A 16,647-nucleotide genomic window follows, 5' to 3' on the forward strand; every position below is an offset into this window, starting at 1 on the left:
TCAGACACCGCCGATGACGGGGTTGGTCAGCGCGCCGATGCCGCCGACTTCGACAGTGATGGTGTCGCCCGGACGCAGGAAGACCGGCGGAGTCCGGGCAACACCTACGCCGGCCGGGGTACCGGTGGTGACGATGTCCCCCGGCAGGAAGCTGAACTGTGCGGAAAGCTGCTCGACAAGGTGCGGGATGTCGACGGCGAGTTCGGCCAGCGAAGCATCCTGCATCACAACGCCATTCAGCGTCGTGCTCAGTCGCAGATCGGCGGGATCCGGCACTTCGTCCGCGGTGAGAATCGCCGGGCCCAGCGGGGAGAATGACGGATACTGCTTGCCCGCCAACATGTTCACCCAGGCCCAGCGGCCCTCCGCCGGGGTGCGCGCGGCACCGATCTCGCGCAGCGAACTGCGGTCGGACACATCGTTGAGGATGGTATAACCGCCGATATAGGCCATGGCGTCAGCGGCGGACACGGCATGGGCTGGCCGGCCGAACACGATGGCGAGTTCGCCTTCGAAGTCCACCATGTGCGGCGCACCGGCTGGCAAGACGAGCGGTTCGCCGGTGCCGACAACCGCGTTCGGGCTCTTGATCGCCCACGGAATCCGTTCCGGGGGCTGCTCCCCCATTTCCGCCAGATGCGAACGGAAGTTGCCCCCCGTGCAGAGCAAAAGCGTGCGCTCGCCCAGCGGCGCGTGCAACGTAACCTCGTCCGCCGCAAGCAGGCTCCCCCGTTGGAGGGCGCGGTCCGGGTCGTGGTCGACGGCCGCCAGCGCGGCGGTGAGACGCTCCCGCGTCTTCGGTAACACGGCGAGCAGCGCTGCCGCTGTGGGCGGGGCGTCGGCGCCGAGCACCGCCGCGACAGGCACCACTGAACCATCCGGCCGCGCCACTCCGGGCGCAGGCGGTGCGCCGCCGGCCGAATATGTCACGAGCTTCATGGCGCCGTCCTGGTATCGAATCGCGGAACAGAGGTATTCACTGCGCCGCCGGGGTGAGATCCGAGTCCGCACCGAGCTTCCGGCGCTCCCGGCCGAATTCGCGGACCCGATTCAGGCCGACGACCCCTTGCCGCCGGCCGTCCGCGATCAGCACCGCGAGGTAGCCGTCGTCTTGCCGGCCGAGCATGTGCAGCTCGCCATGGTGGGTGTCGCCCGCCAATTGGAGTCGCTGACCATGCTGATCGGACCATACGTAGGGCGCGGCCGTGTACGGCTCGGCTTCGGCTGGCGCCAACAGATTTTCGGCGGCGAGTACGCCTTGATCGAGCGCGTTGGTCCAATGCTCCACGCGCTGTGGCGGGCCATATTCCGGGTGCCTGCGGGCGATGTCGCCCGCGGCGTAGACGCCGGGCAGCACCGTGCGCAGGGTCGGGCCGGTCGCCACGCCGTCTGGTCCAGCCAGCGGCGAGCCCGCGAGCCACCCGGTCACCGGCCGTGCGCCGACCCCGACAATCACCAGATCGGCCGGCAGGGTCGAGCCGTCGGCGAGTTCGACCTGTTCCACCCGGGCGGAGCCGAGCAGCCGCCGCACCCCGATGCCGCAACGCAGGCGGACGCCATGGTCTCGGTGCAGCCGGGCCAGCGGCTCGGCCAGCACCGGAATCAGCGCCCGTCCCAGCAGCCCACCCGCCTCCACTATTGTCGTCTCGAGCCCGTAGCCACGTGCGGCAGAGGCGATCTCGCAGCCGATGAATCCACCACCGATAACCACCACGCGGGGATTGCCGTGGGTCATGGCGGCCCTGATCGCGTGCGCGTCGGCGAGTGAACGCAGGGTGTGGACGCCGTCGAGCACCGCCCAGCCCGTTGGCCATACCGGCGCCGAACCCGTGGCGAGGATCAACCCGTCGTAGTGGATGTCTCCGGCCGAGGTGGTGATGGTGCGCCGATCGGCGTCGAGCGTCTGCGCCGCATGACCGAGCAGCGGCTCGACCTCCAGCTCCGCCAGTTGCCCGTCGGAGACAAGCCGGATGTCGTCGTCGGAAAGCTCGCCGGTGAGCAATTCCTTCGACAACGGCGGCCGGTTGTACGGCTGCTCCGGCTCGTCGCCGACCAGCGTCAGCCGTCCCTCATATCCACGGCCACGCAGTGCCTGGAGTGCGCTGATGCCCGCGACACCAGCACCCACTACCACGACCTCTTTCATTGCGGCGCACCAGATCCGATGGCACCGATGCGGACCGCGGTCTCGTCGTCGGCTACGTGAATATCCATGTCCTCCGGATCGAGGTCGGTGCGGCCGCTGATGTCGCGCCGCTCGTCCAGCAGGTAGGTGTATCCGTCGGCGCGCGCCTGCAGCACTTCCCACCAGTTGCCGTCGCGGTCTTCGAAGTAGAAGGAGTAGATCCCGTGTTGCTGCATGACTTTGTTGATCCGCCGAATGCCGTATTCGTCCTTCACCCGGCGCAGAGTCGCGTGCGCTTGCTCCACTTCTTCCCGGGTGGCGACGTCAATTCCGTTGTGGTCCAGCATCTGCATCGTGCTCGGCGTGCCGGATTCGACGACCACATAGGTGTGGTTGCTGCCTTTGCGCACCAGCAGCGAGACCGGGCTCAGCTGGATTACCTCGAAGCCGAGCACTTCTTCGTAGAACCGGCGGGTTTCCTGCATGTCGAACGAGGTCAATGTGCCATGCGAGATCATCGTCGTCTTGATCAGCGGCGTATCAGTTCGACAGCTCGTGGTTATTCTCGGCATCACGGGCTCCTTTCGTGAATGTGTTGACAGCGACAGTGATTTCGAGACCGTCGAGATCGGGTCCATAGTCGAGCTGACAACTCAGCCGCGAACGGTCCGTGCGCGATGTGATCTCTTCCAGCCGCTCCAGTTCGTATTCGTCGGGCTCGGGCAGCCGGTCCACCCAGGCCGGGTCCACGTAGACATGGCAGGTGCCGCAGGCGGCGTTTCCGTTGCACAGCCCGATGACCCCGGCCTTGAGCTTGCGCAGCTCCCCCATCAGCGGGCGGCCGGTCGGAGGGACGATCTCGTGCCGGGAACCGTCCGCGCCATTGACGATGATCATGGGCTCACCGTGGATATGTCCTCGCCTACCGCATAGCGATAGGCGGCCTCGACCACGACCTGGGCGACGCGGAGTTCGTCGGCGTCCCGGGGTCCGAACAGCATGACGACGTTGACCTTCGCGGAATAGAGCGGATGCCGCTCGCCCCACCCCTTGGCCAGCAATTCCTCTTGGTCCGGAAGCGACATCGCCAAATGCAGGCTGCCGTCCGGATGAATATGGGCCACTTCGGTTGTCAGCGATGGCGGCATCAGCACGACACCGTGCTGCGGGCGGGCACCGTCCAGAAAGATCGCGAGCGCGTTTTCGTCGGGAATGTCGTGCGGAATCGGCTTATCGGGGAAGGTCGCGGCCATCCAGCGCCGCATCTTGGCCGGGTCCGAGATCTCGCTCGGGCCGGTCACGGTGCCGGGTAGCGCGGTCAGCCAGTCCCGCAGCTGTTCCCGCAGCGCGGGTGGACTGAGCTGGCTGAGCTGTACATGCGGAACCGCTGGTCCGGTCTCTGGTCGGGCGCCGAAACGATAAGGCAAAGACGGCAGTGTCATCACCTTCTCCTAGCTTCACTCGGAGATGATGCGGCGCGTGCCGGAGTTGGCCGCACCGCCGAAATCGACGCTAACAGCCGGATATAGTAGGTTCCTACAGGATAGTGGGTCCGCCTACAGAATCAGGCCATCATGGCAGGTAGAAGGCCTGAAAGGTCGCAGAAAGCCGGTGAGATCGGTTCGGGATTGCCGAAACTGCGCTGGATAGTCACTTTCCTCTGGGAACCTGATATCCCGGTTGCGTACCCTCCTCGGAGCCCGAGGTTCGCGGCTCACCGGTCGCGGACACACTCCGATCCGGAGGTTGAGCGCCATGTCGCCACACCTGTTCCGACTCGACACCAGCATCCGCACGCAGTCGGTCTCCCGCGCCGTCGCCGACTCGTTCGAACGCGCGTGGACCAGCCTGCATCCGGACGCGGCGGTCACCCGGCGCGACCTCGCCCGCGACCCGCTGCCCTATGTCCGTGAGGTCGACGTCGACGCGCCACGGTTGCCCGCCAGTGATCGCACGCCGGAGCACCAGTCGGCCGCCGCGTCCAGCGAAGCCCTGTTCGGCGAATTGCTGGCGGCGGATGTGCTGCTGCTCGCGATTCCGTTGTACAACTGGTCGATTCCGGCCGCCGCCAAGACCTGGCTCGACCATTTGCTAACCGACCCCCGGGTCCATCAGCAGCCGCCACCGCTGGCCGGGCGCGCCGCCGTCATCGTGTCCGCGCGCGGTGGCGCGTACGGACCAGGCACCCCGAAGGAAGGCTGGGATCACGCTGAGCCGCACCTGCGCCACGTCCTGGGCGACTTCCTCGGGCTGGACGTGACCGTAATCAAACCCGAACTGACTCTCGCTGATTCAAAACCAGCCATGGCGCATCTCGTCGACGCCGCGCAAGAGTCGCTGCGCCAGGCACACGCCGAAGCCGATTCAGTGGCCCGCCGGCTCGCCGTCGCCGACGTCGTAGGTGTTGACAGGGCAGGGAGATTCGACCAATGACGGTCGGCTTCGAGCATTCGGTCACAGTCGCCGACGTCACCACACGAGCGGAAACGCTCGCGCGGGAAGTGGTTTCGCCGGTCGAGGCCCGCCATCATGGCTCGGCACAGGACCTGGCCGACGAGATTCGCCGCGAACCGCAACGCGCCGTCACCAGATCGGCCGTACCTGCGCGCCTCAATCGAGCGACATGCTGGGCGAGGCGTTCATAGCAGCCGTCTTTGCACGGCATCGGCGATGACCGTGGTCACGACCTTGTCGACAGCTCCAGCGTCCGGCGGGACGTCCCGGCCCGCGAACAGTAGGTGTCCGGCCCCGATCAGCGAGAGCGCGAGCGAGTCGACGTCGGCGTCGGCCGCGATGCGGCCTAGCTCCCGCTCGGCGGTGAGGTAGGAGACGATCATGGTGCCGGCCTCGGCCAAGACGGGGATGCCCCGGGCCGGCTGGGCCATGCGCAGCCGGACGCGTAGCTCGTCGCGGAAGATGACGAGTCCGACGATCGCCACAGCGACCGAATCGAACAGCTCCATCAACGCGGCGGTGAGGTTGCCGGCCACGGTGCTGGTCCCGGCGGATCGGCACAGGGCTGCGGCTTGGTCCTCGATCCGGGTGATGCGGTTTTGCACGAGCTCGACGAGGAAAGCATCGAAGTCGGCGAAGTGCCGGTGCAGGACTCCTTTGGCGACGCCTGCCTCGGTGGTGACCGCCCGGCTGGTCAGCGCGCTCAGCCCGTCCCGCAACAGGACACGCTCTGCGGCGTCGAACAACTGCTGACGCGCGTCGCGGATGTGCACCCCAGTCGGCACCGAGCGTCCCTCCACATGTCGACAATCCCCACCATTGCCTAGTGGGCATGCGCCCACTAGGGTGGGCGCATGCCCACTATACCGCAGGAGCACTCACGTTCTGCCGAGCCCGAACCGCACCAACACCGCCAGATGGCCGAGTCGTTCGGTGTGGACCCCGAGCGTTACGACCGCGCTCGGCCCCGCTATCCCGACGCCCTGGTGGCGCGGATCATCGCCGCCAGCCCCGGCCTCGACGTTCTCGACGTCGGCTGCGGCACCGGCATAGAGGCCCGGCAGTTCCAGGCGTCCGGCTGCACGGTGCTCGGCGTCGACCCCGACGCGCGGATGGCCGAGTTTGCCCGGCGAACCGGGGTCGAGGTCGAGGTAGCGACCTTCGAAGCGTGGGACCCTGCCGGCCGCGCGTTCGACGCGGTCGTAGCCGGACAGGCATGGCACTGGGTGGACCCGGTCGCCGGCGCGGTCAAGGCAGCACAGGTCCTGCGACCCGGCGGCCGACTGGCGGTGTTCGGGCACGTATTCGAGGCCCCGACCGAGGTCGCGGAAGCCTTCACCGCGGTCTACCGGCGGGTCGCGCCCGACGCGCCGTTGATTCTGCGGTCGACCAGCAGCGGTCAGCCGACTCCGACCGCGCTGGACATCTACCAGGCGATGTTCGCCAAGGCCGCCGACGGGATCCGACAGGCGAGCGGATTCGGTGAACCGGAACAGTGGCGATTCGAGTGGGAACAGTCCTACACCCGCGACGAGTGGCTGGACCATCTGCCCACCACCGGCGCCCTCACCCACCTCTCGCCGGACAAGCTGGCCGAGGTGCTGGACTGCGTCGGGGCCGCCATCGACAAGATCGGGGGCGGCTTCACCATGCCGTACACCACACTGGCAGCTACGGCGGCGCTAACCGGTGCCGCCTGACCCCCCGAACCGAACTTCGTCGAATCGCTCGCACACGCTGTACCTGACTCCACCGTTCGGGACTCGCGCTCGGCGAAGGTGGCGTTGACCAGCTTCGCGATCACCCGGCGCCCCGCGGAAATTGTGAGCGCGGTCGGCACCGATATTCGGCGACCGAAGCGGCCGAGGGTAGCGAGTTGTCAGGATGCCTCCGTGGTGACCAACCGCACATCCCCGGTCTCCTTCGTGGCGGCCACGGCGCGGGCGAACGCGCGTACTTGTGGGGTCTCGCGGTAGCGGTGCCACACCAGCCCGAGCTGGGACTCGGCGATCCCGGTCACCGGGACGAAGGCCACCGGCCGTCTGCGGTGTGATTCCGCGGTCGGATGACACAGCAGCATCGCGCCGCGGCCGGCCGCCACCGCAGCGAGGCCCTCCTCCAGCGTGCCGACCTCCGGGCCAGGGCGCACCATACGGCCCTCCGGCGTCACGTCCAGCGCCTGCGCCCTGCGCCAGTACTCCGGCGCCGGAGCGCGGACGCCGACCAACGTGAACTCGGCGAGTTCCTCCACCGACAGCGCGGCACGCCCGGCCAGTGGGTGGGTGCTGGCCACCGCGAGCGTCTGCGACTGCCCCGCGAACACCGATCCGAGCACCAGATCGCGCTCGCCCATCGGCAGCAGCACGACCGCGGCGTCGACCTCGGCGCGCCGAAGCGGCCCGAACGGATCGGCCAGTGGGATCTCGACCAGCTCGGCCGGGCATTCCGGGTGACGCCGCTGAAACAGCTCGACGGCGGCCATCAGATGATCGTTGCCCGCGCCCTGGAAACCGATGCGCAGAATCCCGTCCACACCTCGGGCGGCCGCGCGGGCGTCGTCGACCGTCGCACGCAACGCGGCATATGCGGGCCGTAGTTCGGCGAGGAAGTCGGTGCCGAGAGGGGTCAACCGGACGGTGCGACTGGTGCGTTCCACGAGCTGGCCGCCGATGCGCCGCTCCAGCGCGCGCAGTAGCTGGCTCACCCGGCTCTGCGACAAGTACAGCCGCTCGCCGGCCCGCCCGAAGTGCAATTCCTCAGCAAGCGCGAGAAACGCCTCCAGTTCACGGATCTCCAGGCCGCCCATCAGGCTCCCTTCCACGGTCGATGAGTCCAGCTCATAGAACTATGAGGGCTTCGCCGTTGTTTCCCCCCGCCGCGAGCCCTTGGCTGGAGGACATGACACAGATCCAGGAAGTCCTTGCGCCACCTCCGGTTTCGGTACTTCGCGGCTGGCTCGGCGTCGGTGCCGTCACTGCGGGCACGTTCACGGTGGTCACCTCCGAGATGCTGCCGGTCGGCCTGCTCACTCCGATCGGCTCGGCGCTGCGGGTGAGTGAAGGCAGCGCCGGCCTCGCGTTGACGGTGACGGGCCTGGTGGCCGCGGTGTCGGCGCCCTTGCTCACCGCGGCGCTGGGCCGGATCGAGCGGAGGGTGGTGCTGTGCGGATTGATGGCGGTGCTTGCACTGGGCAACCTCGGCACCGCCTGGGCGCCTACCTTCGAAGTGCTGATGGGGGCGCGGGTGCTGGTCGGCGTGGGCATGGGCGGTGTGTGGGCGCTCGCCGCGAGCCTGGCGGCGCGTCTGGTGCCCGCGCGGTCGGTCAGCGCCGCGACGTCGCTGGTCTTCTCTGGTGTCGCGGTCGCCTCGGTGCTCGGCATCCCCGCGGGAACCGTGCTGGGCGCGCTCGCCGGGTGGCGGATCGTGTTCGCTGCCGCCGCGGGTCTCGCGCTGCTGGTCCTCACGGCGATGGCGGCCGCGCTGCCGCGCCTGCCCGCGACCGAGGCCGCGGCGCTGGGCAGCGTGCTGCGGCTGACGCGGCAGCCGGGCTTGCGCGTCGCCCTGCTCGTGGTCGCGTTCCTGGTCACCGGCCACTTCGCCGCCTACACCTACGTGCGGCCGGTGCTCGAGCAGGTAACCGGCGTCGGCGCGGAGACGATCGGTACCCTGCTGCTGGTGTACGGGGTCGCCGGTGTCGCGGGCAATTTCGGCGCGGGCGCGGCGGCGGCGCGGGCACCGCGGAAGACCTTGATCGCGATCGGATCGATCCTCGCCGCCGCCGCGATCGCCGTGCCCGTGCTCGGCGCCGCGCTGCCGCAGGCCCTAGTGCTGATGGTCGTGTGGGGGCTGTCCTACGGCGGCGTCTCGGTGAGCACCCAGAGCTGGGTCTTCGCCGCGTCGCCCGGGGCGAAGGAAGTCGCGTCCGCCCTGTTCGCCGGAGTTTTCAATGCCGCAATAGCACTCGGGTCGCTGACCGGCGGGCTGGCCGCAGACGGGATCGGTCTCGCCGCCGCCCTATGGTTCGGTGGCGCGCTGGCCGTCGTCGCCGTGCTCGTGGCCGCATTCGAGTTACGAGCACATCACCGCCGTGCTGTTCAGCCGGTTCAGTCGCCCAAGGTGTCCCGGTCCTGCTGAGCAAGGACGAAGGTGCCTTGTCCGTTGGGGGTCAGCCCGGTGTCGAGGATCTTGTCGTCCAGAAATGCGGCGGCCTGCTGGTCCAGGAAGATCCGTGATCCTTCGGCGTCCAGGACCTGGTCTTGCTCGGCCGGCTCCGCGGCAACCGCGAGCTGCAACGTCTCAGCGTCGTCCGCCGTGGAGATTCGCAGCCCGGCATCCTCCGGTGCCCCCTCGACGGACGTGATGCTGCGAACGGCCTCGATGGCCGCGGGGGTGATCATCAACATGTGTCTGCTTCCTTCCCGCTGTAATGACAGTTCAGCCAGGTAGATGGCGGCTCAGGCCCCTAGGACCAGTGTCGAACGCGATCGTCATCGGTGTCGGCAGCCAGACCGGGCGTTCTCCCATGAGTAGCCATAGGCTGCTTCGCGAAACCATGGCGGCAGGAACCATTCGGTGAGCACACGGCTTGGCAGTGGCCGACGCCGTGGGTGGCGGTGAGCAGGGTGACCTGGTGCTTGCCCGCCAGTTCGCGCAGGTGACCGACCGCCTCCCGGTGAGGTGAGGGCTGTGCGGCCGCGGGCACGTCCACACCCGCCGCAACCGATTCGGCCCGGGTGACACCGCCCGTACCGCCGAACTCTCCAGTCGCCGCTCTCGCAACATCAGCCGCAGCGATACCCCAGCACCGTAGGTCATCATCGCCTCCGCCGCCGGCACAGCGGTCGCCCAGACCCTGCAAGCCATGGCGGCCGGTCTGAGTCAGGCGAGCGGCACCGGTACGCAGGTCGCCGTCCGCGACCTCGCCGCCCTGCCCGCCGACGACCCGCGCGGCGCCGGCCTGGCCGCAGGCGCCCTGCCACTGGTCATGGGCGGTCTGCTGGCCGCGGTACTGCTGAGCAGGCTCGTGCGCGGCACCGGTCGCCGGGTCACCGGAGCACTCGCCTTCGCGGTCGCCGGCGGCCTGGCCGTGGCAGCGATCCTCCAATTCTGGCTCGGCTCGCTGAGTGGCTCCTACGCGGCGAACGCCGGTGCCATCGGAATGACCATCGCGGCCACCTCGCTGACCGTCCTCGGGCTCGAATCCCTGCTCGGATACGCCGGAATCGGGATCGGCGCCGTCGCCATGATGCTCATCGGCAACCCTCTCTCGGGCACGGCGACGGCACCCGAGATGCTGCCCGGCTGGTCCGGCACGCTCGGCCAGCTACTGCCGCCCGGGGCCGGTGGCCGGTTGCTGCGATCAACCGCATTTTTCGACGGCCGCGGCGCCGCCCACTCCGTCACCGTTCTGGTCGCCTGGGTCGCCCTCGGTGCAGTGCTGTGCCTGGCCGGCGGCGTGAGCGCACGTCGCACCGATCGGAGCGGATGGTTGGCGTTTGCGGTCATCCGCGCCTACGGCCGCGAGGAACCGCACATCACCGTGACCACCCGCAACGGAGGCGCGATCACAGCCGGGCCGCTCGCGGCCTGGTCCGAAGCCCCGCACAGACCGACCCGCGAACGGTGACAACGGGAAGCCGGCAGACGGAGCATGGGAGATGCCCCACTCGCCTACTATTCTCAGGTGACTCACGACAAGACGGCGTCGCCACGAGTCGTAGCGACGGATTCTTACCGGACTATCGAGGATCCATCCGAGACACAGCTGCACGACATCCTTGCGGACATGAACCTGAGCGTGCCGTTCGTGATCGTCGACCGGTTCGACAGCCTCCAACCCGGCGACTACTACATCCAGGTTCACCTCGACGAACAAGTGGATCCGAACCAGGGGCACGGCTATATCGTCGAATTCCGCGACGGCGGACCAGATGCACATTTTCGCGCCACCATCAGCGACGACGCGCCGTGGGACAGCGTGTTCTCGCCCGCATTCGACACCGTGGTGAATGCCGTCCAGGACTGGGCATTCCGGCGCGAAGGCTGGCGAACAGCGCTGGCCTGGGAACGGCTCGAGTTCGACGGTTGACCAGGCTCATCTCGACACCTACGAACTCACCGACCCAGAACAAGCAAACTGGTGGCAAGATCGACTGACCCGCGTTCGCACGGCACTCGACAACGTCAACGCATCCAGCTGACCCGCCGCCGGACGGGTTTGGCGTTGAGGGTTCCGGCTGGCTACTGGTCTTCTGGACGCTGGAGAACCGGGGCCTGGAGGCGGTCGCGGAGGTCGGATTCCTCGGGTGTCAGCGGGTCGTCGGGGCGGCGGATGCGGGCGGGTTTGGGCCGGATCGGCAGGCCGTCGTTCGCAGTGGTGTGTTCGGCTTCTGCAAGCGCCCGGTAGAGGGAGGCGACAGATGGATGTTCGCCCGCGTTCTTCCCGGTCTTGATGGTGAGCTTTTTCGCGATGTCGGGAACCGGGATGCCTTTGTTCTTCAGTGCGAGGGCGAAGGTGAGCGAGTCGTCGTCGATGACCTTGGGTCGGCCGCCGTGGTTGCCCTTGGACGCGGCGATGGCCTGGCCTTCGAGGGTCTTTTCCCGAACGTAGTTGCGTTCGATCTGCCCGGCGACAGCGAGGACCGCGAAGAGCATCGCGCCATGCGCTCGTCCACCCGGACGAGGAGTAGGGCGTCGCTTCGGCAAGAATCAGGTGGTGGACAAGGGACGCTTCCGAATGAGTGGACCATCGACAAGATGCGGCGACGAGCGCAGGACAGCACCGTGGAGTTGTTGGATCCCAGCACCCCGATATTCCTGGCGCCACTTGAACCTAGCCAAGGAGTCTCCTTGGAAGTAGATCTGATCATCGGGTTCACCGGTCTGTGCCTCGCGCGCTGCGTCGACGACGGCGAGTGGTACATGGGCCATCGGGGCGAACCAGGGGAGCCGATCTTCTGCTGGTCCAGCTACGGCGCGGATCTCGGCACCGCGATTGACGGCCTGTAGGACAACTCCGAAGCACCAACCGGAACGACAAAACCGCGGCATCCTAGTGGCAGGCAGAAGCCCCTCACTTGCGCCAGAACGATGGCAATACGTCAGATCAACTGGCACTGGTGTCACGCCGAAGATCTTGACGGGCTGGCGAGCCCGCGTCGGTCGAGTTACCGAGCTGGCGGCGTGAACGGGCCTCTTGTTGTGAAGTTGATGCTGTTGGCAGCGCTGCTGCACTGGCCCGGGCACGAGAGCTGACGTCACGCTTGTCGGGCTCGTTACTCCGATTCTGTCAGGGCGAGGACGTGCGCGGTTCGAGCCGCTGTGGTGACGGCGCGGAGGTTGTCCGCCAGATCGACCAGTTCCAGGTCGGTGGCGAACGCCAGGAACCCGTCGGCGACAGCGATTGGCCAGTCGGTCGCTGGGAGGCGGCGGCATGCCTGGTTCAGCAGCGCTCGTAGCTGGTCGTCGGGCAGCGGTGTCTGGTCGAGGTAACCGGCGAGTTCGTAGAGGTCCGCGGCATTCTCGGGCGGAAGGCCGACCTCGTGGTAGTCGGCGTCGGTCAGGAGGGCGGCGATGCCTTCGTCACCCTCTGACGATGGGAACATCAGTATCGGGGGCAGGACGGTGAATTGCCCCGGCGAATAGGACAATACGAGGTATGCGGGGGTTACCGGCGGCGGGTCCGCGGCCACAGCCGCCGGGATCACCTCGACAAGCCGGTCGACGAAGGCGCGCTCGATGTCTTCGAGGGTCTTCCCTGTGGGCAGCGCCCGGTAGGCGACTTCCGGACCCCGCGTCACCTGGCTGATGTCACCGTTGTCGTCGTAAGTGAGCTGGATGTGTACTGGTTCGCCGTCGGCTTGTTCCTCGTCGACCCGTGTGAGGCGTTCGGCCGTGTAGTGGAATCGGGACAGTCCGCTGCCACCCGAGGCTCGGTATTGCGAGAGTGCCAACCGGCCGTCGTGGTAGGTGAAAACCTCGTGGCGGATGGCCGATTTGTCGGGGGAATAGGTGTAAAGAGCCAGCTCCTCGGGGCCCTGCCCGCCGTGGACGAAGAAGGTCTCGTAGTGCTTTCCCGGGATTGATGTGCTCTTGCGTTCCACCCATATGCGACCCGTGTCGTCTTGCCCGTACCAGCAGGCGGCGCCGTCGTCGCTGGGCAGGCGTTCTCCGACCGGGAACCGGTGGACCAGGAAATAGAGTGGGTCGACCGAATATGCCATGTCGGAGTAGGGGACCCAGTGCGTGACCTGGGCTTCGGCTGCCTGCTTGCGTTCAGAGTATTGGACGCTGAGCCAGGACATGTCAGGCATCGGCCCATCGTGTCACGTCATCCCCGGGGGTCTTCCCGTACCTGGTGACCCGATCATTACGGCACCCCAATTGGCCGACAACGCGGCGACGCAGGTTGAACAAGGTTCGCGCGTTGCACCGGCTCGACGAGCTGCCCGACCGCACCGGCCGCTGCGACCCGAGCTGCGGGTTCCTCACCCCGACCACACAGGTTGCGCGCACCGCCGATCTTCACAGCCCACCGAGCCGCCGACGGCCGCCACGTCAGCTGCCGCTGCGAATCCATCACCGCCGAACCCGACTCACAGCCTGGACGGTCTCGACGTCGCGCTCACCGCCGCCGGGTACACCCACACCGGCGAGTGGCGGCGTAAGACCACCAGCTCCGGCGCGGTTCGGTACTTCACCGCCGCCACGATCCGAATCGAGGACATCTGACCAACAACTGAACCCAGTACGCAGGGCAGCCCTGGAACACCCAACGTTCCAGGGCTGCCCTGCGTACTGGGCCCACTCCCGATTCCGGCCGTCGATAAGCGGGCGGAATCGGCGTCTATCAGTTAGAACGGCGGTTCGTCGTCGTCTACACGGCCGCCCCCGAAGGTGCCTGTCGCGGGCGCGTTGCCCCACGGGTCGTCCTCGTGTGGGCGTGGGCGTGACCGGCGGTTCCTTGCTTCTGCTTCGGCTCTAGCTTCTGCTTCTTGCCGAGCCTTCATCTCTCGTGTCCGGGGCAGTGTGGTCACCTCCCCGTATCTGGCTAGGCGCCATCTCCGTTCGAGTTCGTCGCGATGGGACCGGAGCGGATCCGGCTCATCCCAGCTGTTGAAACCGGGGTTGGGATCGTCGTTGGGTTCGATGTCGTCCGGATCCACGTCGGCGATCTGGCACAGCGCCAGGAAGATCACTTCCACGGTTTCCCACTGTGGGAGGGTCTCCGCTCTCAAAGTGCGGCGGACTCGGGGCTTCGCGATCCACAAGGCGGTGCCGAGGCTGGCGCCGGCGGAAGAAGTCGCCATCCTGATGTGGTCAGTGAGTGACGACGACTGGCTACTCAATGGGTCGCTCAAGATCGAATGCACGCCCTCGCCGACCCGGCACCGACGACGGATGGCGACTGTCCTGCAACTGGGCGAGGAGAAGGTCTGGCTGGAGACGGTCCCGGAGCCGCCTCCAGCTCGGCAGAAGCAGGAAGAGGACGATCCCACCCCTGATATCTGAGCGTCATTGCTTTATGCCGTGGTAGAGGCCACTTTCCGTCACCCCTCCCTTGTCAGCCGAGGAATGTCCGCAAACCGATCGATTTTCGACATGTAAATCGGAGATACGTTGCGGAACTTCAGAGTGCTGTACGGGCTAGCGCTTGTTGGATCACAATCGAGCGACGCTCCGGTTGGTGAGTGCTGTTGGCGCGCAAGCACATAGGACGTTGACTGCGCTGCGGGTGCTGGTGAGCAAGACCGGCAGGGCGGCGCTCGGTCGCCATGCCGGACGGATCGGACTATTTGCTGCGGTCGGCTACGCTCTCGGCCCTGCCGATCGGCGAGTCAGCCCATTTCCTCGGCATCCGGATCGTCATCGACCACCTTGGCCACAAGGTGCTGACAAGTGCCAACGGCGTCAAACGCTGGGCCCAATCTCGCACGGACCCAGACGAATACAGCAGAGCCGTCGACACCATCACCGATCACTTCCGCAAGCTCGATCTGCACATCGACTACCGGCAGCGCCGACTCGCGCTACAGAACTGGTTCATTCCGGTCGAACGATGGAACGACGTGATCGACAGCATCACCCCTTCCCGCGGCGCCCATGACATGCGCGGCGACTTCCACCGCTACTTCGCATCCGCGCTGGTCTGGGGCAGCGTCACGTCTGGCGAGCGCAGATAATCGCCAGCCATGATGGCCAACCCCAACGCGGGATGGCGTCACGGTCGATACTCACAGCCGCCAACCTGGACAAACCGGCACTCGTCAGTCCCTCACCATGCCCGTCTGCGAGAAATATTGGCAGCACTCGCCGATGAACTCACCGCACAGATCGATGCCCCACACCCTCCGGACCGCGACCCCCGGTTATCGGTGGCGGACGGAAGACTGTCGAACAGCAGGATTTCGCGAAACTTCCAGGCGTAGTTGATCGGAGTTCCCAGTTTCTCCTGGCGGCTGAGTGGATGATCTTGCCCTCAGGTGGCAGGTGTCCGACCGGCGTCCATGAAGCGTGTGATCGCGGAGTCGAGCAGGGCGCCGAACTCCTCTGGGCTGGTGATCTGCGGGCATTCCGTGGCGACCTCGTCGTTGGCCAGGGCATCGAGATCTGCCCACCCACCGCGGAAGAGGACGATGTTCAGGACGTTCCATTCATCAGCACCCTGGATGCGCACTCCGACCGAGTCCGGATCGGTGATCAGAGCCCGTTCGATCTCCAGTGGCTGAGGCCAGGGCGCGGCCGCATCTCGCCACGTGATCGGACCGGGGAGGAGCCCGGACGCAGTCCAGGCAGGGACACGCGAGGTGATCTCTGCAGCGGCCTGGTCGAGGTCGATCACGTGGTCCATGGAGACATCTTCGCTTGGTCGCCCCACCAGCCGCCAACACCAGCTGGGGACCGCCACCTATAACTGAGGGTCGCACGGACTTTCCGCTTTTGACGGCCCGAGGCGGGCTGCCGGCATCGACTCGTCGCGCGAGGTCGTCGGCGCCGGGGCATTTCCAATGCGAGCGATGGCTTCGTGGAGGATGACACTGTGGACACCACGCAGATTGCTCAGGCCTTGGATGAGGTATTCGATCAGGCGATCGTCTTCCATGGGTTCGCCGACTATATGCGTGACTACGACATCGTCATCTACGCGACCGCAGATCCTCGCACGGGCACCGAGCCGGAGCATCTGCGGTATCGCTTCAAACACTGCGTTCGCGCGACAGTTGCAACCGCCTTGAGCCACGACACCTGGGCTCGCTCACTGGACGACCAGCTCATGGACTACGAGACCGGCCCCGACCTCGACGGTTACGTCTGGGGCGTCCGATGGCAGTGCCTCTACCCGGGCGCGAAACTGCTACCCGACTCCGAGGAAGCCGCCGCCTGGTCGGGTCGTCTCGGGTTGCCCTTCCACGAGACGGTGATCGAGACCAACTGCCACAACCTCTCGCTGATCTTCTCCGATCTGGAAGTAACCCATCTTGGGGCTGGCTACGCGCCGTTCGTCGTATCCGAAAACGGTGAGCCCTCATGATCATCGCAATCCGACACCAATATCAGGCAGGCGCTCATCGACATGAGCGTACGTCCAATGACCGACGTCGTCGGCAGTCGCGCACGTTGCCACTGACTAACTGTCATCGCGATTGGCCAACTGCAACTGCGAGTTACACACGCTTCCCCGGATGACTAGACGGAGTGGCCAACTATCATCCGAAGCGGCCAACCATCGCTCGTTGCCACACGGACCGACCCGCCAATCTTGATAATGGTGACAGATAGCGTGAACAAGTGACAGATATGGTGAACGGCCACAGTGCCGATCACTGACCGGTTCGAAACCGTCGACAGCCCGCGACAGTTGAATATGCGAGCCCGCCAGTCCGAACCCAAACGCTGACGAGCCTTTCGGACGTCGGCGGCGGATTCCGGTCGCCGGTTGATGCGACACCGGGACCCGAAGCAGTGCGGTGGCAGGGCGCTACCCCATGCACATGGCCCGGCAGTAGGAGGGCCACCGCCGCAGGTGAGTGACGTTGCACGACATACAACGCCACTCACCCAGAAACGGA

The 16,647-nt window shown here is 66.6% G+C and carries 20 protein-coding genes and 1 pseudogene; 9 read left to right on the forward strand and 12 right to left on the reverse strand.

What is annotated here, in order from left to right; translation table 11 throughout:
* From ACWPXK_RS18210 to ACWPXK_RS18230, 5 genes are all read right to left on the reverse strand, one after another.
* Nucleotides 1-852, reverse strand: a complete 852-nt coding sequence (locus tag ACWPXK_RS18210; RefSeq protein ID WP_454197324.1) for a fumarylacetoacetate hydrolase family protein — start codon at nucleotides 850-852, stop codon at nucleotides 1-3.
* Nucleotides 853-976: 124 nt separating this feature from the next.
* Nucleotides 977-2,146: an NAD(P)/FAD-dependent oxidoreductase gene (locus tag ACWPXK_RS18215; protein WP_454197325.1), complete on the reverse strand. Its 1,170-nt coding sequence runs from the start codon at nucleotides 2,144-2,146 to the stop codon at nucleotides 977-979.
* Nucleotides 2,143-2,697, reverse strand: a complete 555-nt coding sequence (locus ACWPXK_RS18220; RefSeq protein WP_454197326.1) for a VOC family protein — start codon at nucleotides 2,695-2,697, stop codon at nucleotides 2,143-2,145. Before ACWPXK_RS18220 ends, ACWPXK_RS18215 begins: the two co-directional genes overlap by 4 nt.
* Complete coding sequence (locus ACWPXK_RS18225) at nucleotides 2,666-3,022, reverse strand: 2Fe-2S iron-sulfur cluster-binding protein (RefSeq protein ID WP_454197327.1); 357 nt, start codon at nucleotides 3,020-3,022, stop codon at nucleotides 2,666-2,668. The genes ACWPXK_RS18220 and ACWPXK_RS18225 overlap by 32 nt, the downstream gene beginning before the upstream one ends.
* The gene (locus tag ACWPXK_RS18230; RefSeq protein WP_454197328.1) at nucleotides 3,019-3,567 is read right to left on the reverse strand and encodes a luciferase domain-containing protein; all 549 of its coding nucleotides are present in this window, start codon (nucleotides 3,565-3,567) and stop codon (nucleotides 3,019-3,021) included. Before ACWPXK_RS18230 ends, ACWPXK_RS18225 begins: the two co-directional genes overlap by 4 nt.
* Before the next feature lie 313 nt (nucleotides 3,568-3,880).
* On the opposite strand from ACWPXK_RS18230, the gene ACWPXK_RS18235 reads away from it, so the two are divergent.
* A complete protein-coding gene (locus ACWPXK_RS18235; RefSeq protein WP_454197329.1) occupies nucleotides 3,881-4,558 on the forward strand; it encodes an FMN-dependent NADH-azoreductase in 678 nt (225 codons plus the stop codon).
* Nucleotides 4,559-4,764: 206 nt separating this feature from the next.
* Here the strand turns inward: ACWPXK_RS18235 and ACWPXK_RS18240 are convergent, their stop codons facing one another.
* Entirely contained in the window at nucleotides 4,765-5,364 is a 600-nt protein-coding gene (locus ACWPXK_RS18240) for a TetR/AcrR family transcriptional regulator (RefSeq protein WP_454197330.1), read from the reverse strand.
* 69 nt (nucleotides 5,365-5,433) lie between these two features.
* On the opposite strand from ACWPXK_RS18240, the gene ACWPXK_RS18245 reads away from it, so the two are divergent.
* The gene (locus tag ACWPXK_RS18245; RefSeq protein WP_454197331.1) at nucleotides 5,434-6,279 is read left to right on the forward strand and encodes a class I SAM-dependent methyltransferase; all 846 of its coding nucleotides are present in this window, start codon (nucleotides 5,434-5,436) and stop codon (nucleotides 6,277-6,279) included.
* 179 nt (nucleotides 6,280-6,458) lie between these two features.
* Here ACWPXK_RS18245 and ACWPXK_RS18250 read toward each other — a convergent pair whose 3' ends face one another.
* Nucleotides 6,459-7,400, reverse strand: coding sequence for a LysR family transcriptional regulator (locus ACWPXK_RS18250; protein WP_454197332.1), 942 nt, complete (start codon nucleotides 7,398-7,400; stop codon nucleotides 6,459-6,461).
* Nucleotides 7,401-7,477: 77 nt separating this feature from the next.
* Between ACWPXK_RS18250 and ACWPXK_RS18255 the strand changes: the two genes are divergently transcribed.
* Nucleotides 7,478-8,713 (forward strand): MFS transporter, encoded by a 1,236-nt coding sequence (locus ACWPXK_RS18255; protein ID WP_454197333.1) that lies wholly within the window; start codon nucleotides 7,478-7,480, stop codon nucleotides 8,711-8,713.
* On the opposite strand, the gene ACWPXK_RS18260 is transcribed toward ACWPXK_RS18255, so the two are convergent.
* Nucleotides 8,683-8,982, reverse strand: a complete 300-nt coding sequence (locus ACWPXK_RS18260) for a hypothetical protein (RefSeq protein WP_454197334.1) — start codon at nucleotides 8,980-8,982, stop codon at nucleotides 8,683-8,685. The two genes, ACWPXK_RS18255 and ACWPXK_RS18260, sit on opposite strands and share 31 nt — an antisense overlap.
* Before the next feature lie 458 nt (nucleotides 8,983-9,440).
* Between ACWPXK_RS18260 and ACWPXK_RS18265 the strand changes: the two genes are divergently transcribed.
* A complete protein-coding gene (locus ACWPXK_RS18265; RefSeq protein ID WP_454197335.1) occupies nucleotides 9,441-10,205 on the forward strand; it encodes a hypothetical protein in 765 nt (254 codons plus the stop codon).
* 159 nt (nucleotides 10,206-10,364) lie between these two features.
* Complete coding sequence (locus tag ACWPXK_RS18270; protein ID WP_454197336.1) at nucleotides 10,365-10,667, forward strand: hypothetical protein; 303 nt, start codon at nucleotides 10,365-10,367, stop codon at nucleotides 10,665-10,667.
* Nucleotides 10,668-10,819: 152 nt separating this feature from the next.
* On the opposite strand, the gene ACWPXK_RS18275 is transcribed toward ACWPXK_RS18270, so the two are convergent.
* The gene (locus ACWPXK_RS18275) at nucleotides 10,820-11,233 is read right to left on the reverse strand and encodes a hypothetical protein (RefSeq protein ID WP_454197337.1); all 414 of its coding nucleotides are present in this window, start codon (nucleotides 11,231-11,233) and stop codon (nucleotides 10,820-10,822) included.
* A gap of 195 nt (nucleotides 11,234-11,428) precedes the next feature.
* Between ACWPXK_RS18275 and ACWPXK_RS18280 the strand changes: the two genes are divergently transcribed.
* Nucleotides 11,429-11,587 (forward strand): hypothetical protein, encoded by a 159-nt coding sequence (locus ACWPXK_RS18280; protein WP_454197338.1) that lies wholly within the window; start codon nucleotides 11,429-11,431, stop codon nucleotides 11,585-11,587.
* Between the two features lie 266 nt (nucleotides 11,588-11,853).
* On the opposite strand, the gene ACWPXK_RS18285 is transcribed toward ACWPXK_RS18280, so the two are convergent.
* Nucleotides 11,854-12,891 carry a hypothetical protein gene (locus tag ACWPXK_RS18285; protein WP_454197339.1) on the reverse strand — a complete coding sequence of 346 codons (1,038 nt, stop codon included), beginning with the start codon at nucleotides 12,889-12,891 and terminating at the stop codon, nucleotides 11,854-11,856.
* A gap of 540 nt (nucleotides 12,892-13,431) precedes the next feature.
* A pseudogene (locus tag ACWPXK_RS18290) lies at nucleotides 13,432-13,530 on the reverse strand (single-stranded DNA-binding protein); the annotation flags it as partial.
* 370 nt (nucleotides 13,531-13,900) lie between these two features.
* On the opposite strand from ACWPXK_RS18290, the gene ACWPXK_RS18295 reads away from it, so the two are divergent.
* On the forward strand, nucleotides 13,901-14,089 hold the full coding sequence (locus ACWPXK_RS18295; RefSeq protein ID WP_454197340.1) for a hypothetical protein: 189 nt from the start codon (nucleotides 13,901-13,903) through the stop codon (nucleotides 14,087-14,089).
* A 263-nt stretch (nucleotides 14,090-14,352) separates the two neighbouring features.
* The gene (locus ACWPXK_RS18300) at nucleotides 14,353-14,760 is read left to right on the forward strand and encodes a hypothetical protein (RefSeq protein WP_454197341.1); all 408 of its coding nucleotides are present in this window, start codon (nucleotides 14,353-14,355) and stop codon (nucleotides 14,758-14,760) included.
* A gap of 296 nt (nucleotides 14,761-15,056) precedes the next feature.
* Here the strand turns inward: ACWPXK_RS18300 and ACWPXK_RS18305 are convergent, their stop codons facing one another.
* Nucleotides 15,057-15,428, reverse strand: a complete 372-nt coding sequence (locus ACWPXK_RS18305) for a hypothetical protein (protein WP_454197342.1) — start codon at nucleotides 15,426-15,428, stop codon at nucleotides 15,057-15,059.
* Between the two features lie 189 nt (nucleotides 15,429-15,617).
* Here ACWPXK_RS18305 and ACWPXK_RS18310 point away from each other — a divergent pair, with 189 nt between their 5' ends.
* Nucleotides 15,618-16,109 carry a YxiG-like protein gene (locus tag ACWPXK_RS18310; RefSeq protein ID WP_454197343.1) on the forward strand — a complete coding sequence of 164 codons (492 nt, stop codon included), beginning with the start codon at nucleotides 15,618-15,620 and terminating at the stop codon, nucleotides 16,107-16,109.
* The last annotated feature ends 538 nt before the right edge of the window (nucleotides 16,110-16,647 follow it).

This window comes from Nocardia sp. Marseille-Q1738, assembly GCF_965283145.1.

Excerpts from the sequence above, each read along its gene's own strand:
- ACWPXK_RS18265 (WP_454197335.1), top strand. The coding sequence starts at position 9,441 with ATGGCGGCCGGTCTGAGTCAGGCGAGCGGCACCGGTACGCAGGTCGCC.
- ACWPXK_RS18215 (WP_454197325.1), bottom strand. The coding sequence starts at position 2,146 with ATGAAAGAGGTCGTGGTAGTGGGTGCTGGTGTCGCGGGCATCAGCGCA.
- ACWPXK_RS18235 (WP_454197329.1), top strand. The coding sequence starts at position 3,881 with ATGTCGCCACACCTGTTCCGACTCGACACCAGCATCCGCACGCAGTCG.
- ACWPXK_RS18260 (WP_454197334.1), bottom strand. The coding sequence starts at position 8,982 with ATGTTGATGATCACCCCCGCGGCCATCGAGGCCGTTCGCAGCATCACG.
- ACWPXK_RS18220 (WP_454197326.1), bottom strand. The coding sequence starts at position 2,697 with ATGCCGAGAATAACCACGAGCTGTCGAACTGATACGCCGCTGATCAAG.
- ACWPXK_RS18255 (WP_454197333.1), top strand. The coding sequence starts at position 7,478 with ATGACACAGATCCAGGAAGTCCTTGCGCCACCTCCGGTTTCGGTACTT.
- ACWPXK_RS18225 (WP_454197327.1), bottom strand. The coding sequence starts at position 3,022 with ATGATCATCGTCAATGGCGCGGACGGTTCCCGGCACGAGATCGTCCCT.
- ACWPXK_RS18275 (WP_454197337.1), bottom strand. The coding sequence starts at position 11,233 with ATGCTCTTCGCGGTCCTCGCTGTCGCCGGGCAGATCGAACGCAACTAC.
- ACWPXK_RS18285 (WP_454197339.1), bottom strand. The coding sequence starts at position 12,891 with ATGCCTGACATGTCCTGGCTCAGCGTCCAATACTCTGAACGCAAGCAG.
- ACWPXK_RS18230 (WP_454197328.1), bottom strand. The coding sequence starts at position 3,567 with ATGACACTGCCGTCTTTGCCTTATCGTTTCGGCGCCCGACCAGAGACC.
- ACWPXK_RS18305 (WP_454197342.1), bottom strand. The coding sequence starts at position 15,428 with ATGGACCACGTGATCGACCTCGACCAGGCCGCTGCAGAGATCACCTCG.
- ACWPXK_RS18245 (WP_454197331.1), top strand. The coding sequence starts at position 5,434 with ATGCCCACTATACCGCAGGAGCACTCACGTTCTGCCGAGCCCGAACCG.
- ACWPXK_RS18270 (WP_454197336.1), top strand. The coding sequence starts at position 10,365 with ATGAACCTGAGCGTGCCGTTCGTGATCGTCGACCGGTTCGACAGCCTC.
- ACWPXK_RS18300 (WP_454197341.1), top strand. The coding sequence starts at position 14,353 with ATGCCGGACGGATCGGACTATTTGCTGCGGTCGGCTACGCTCTCGGCC.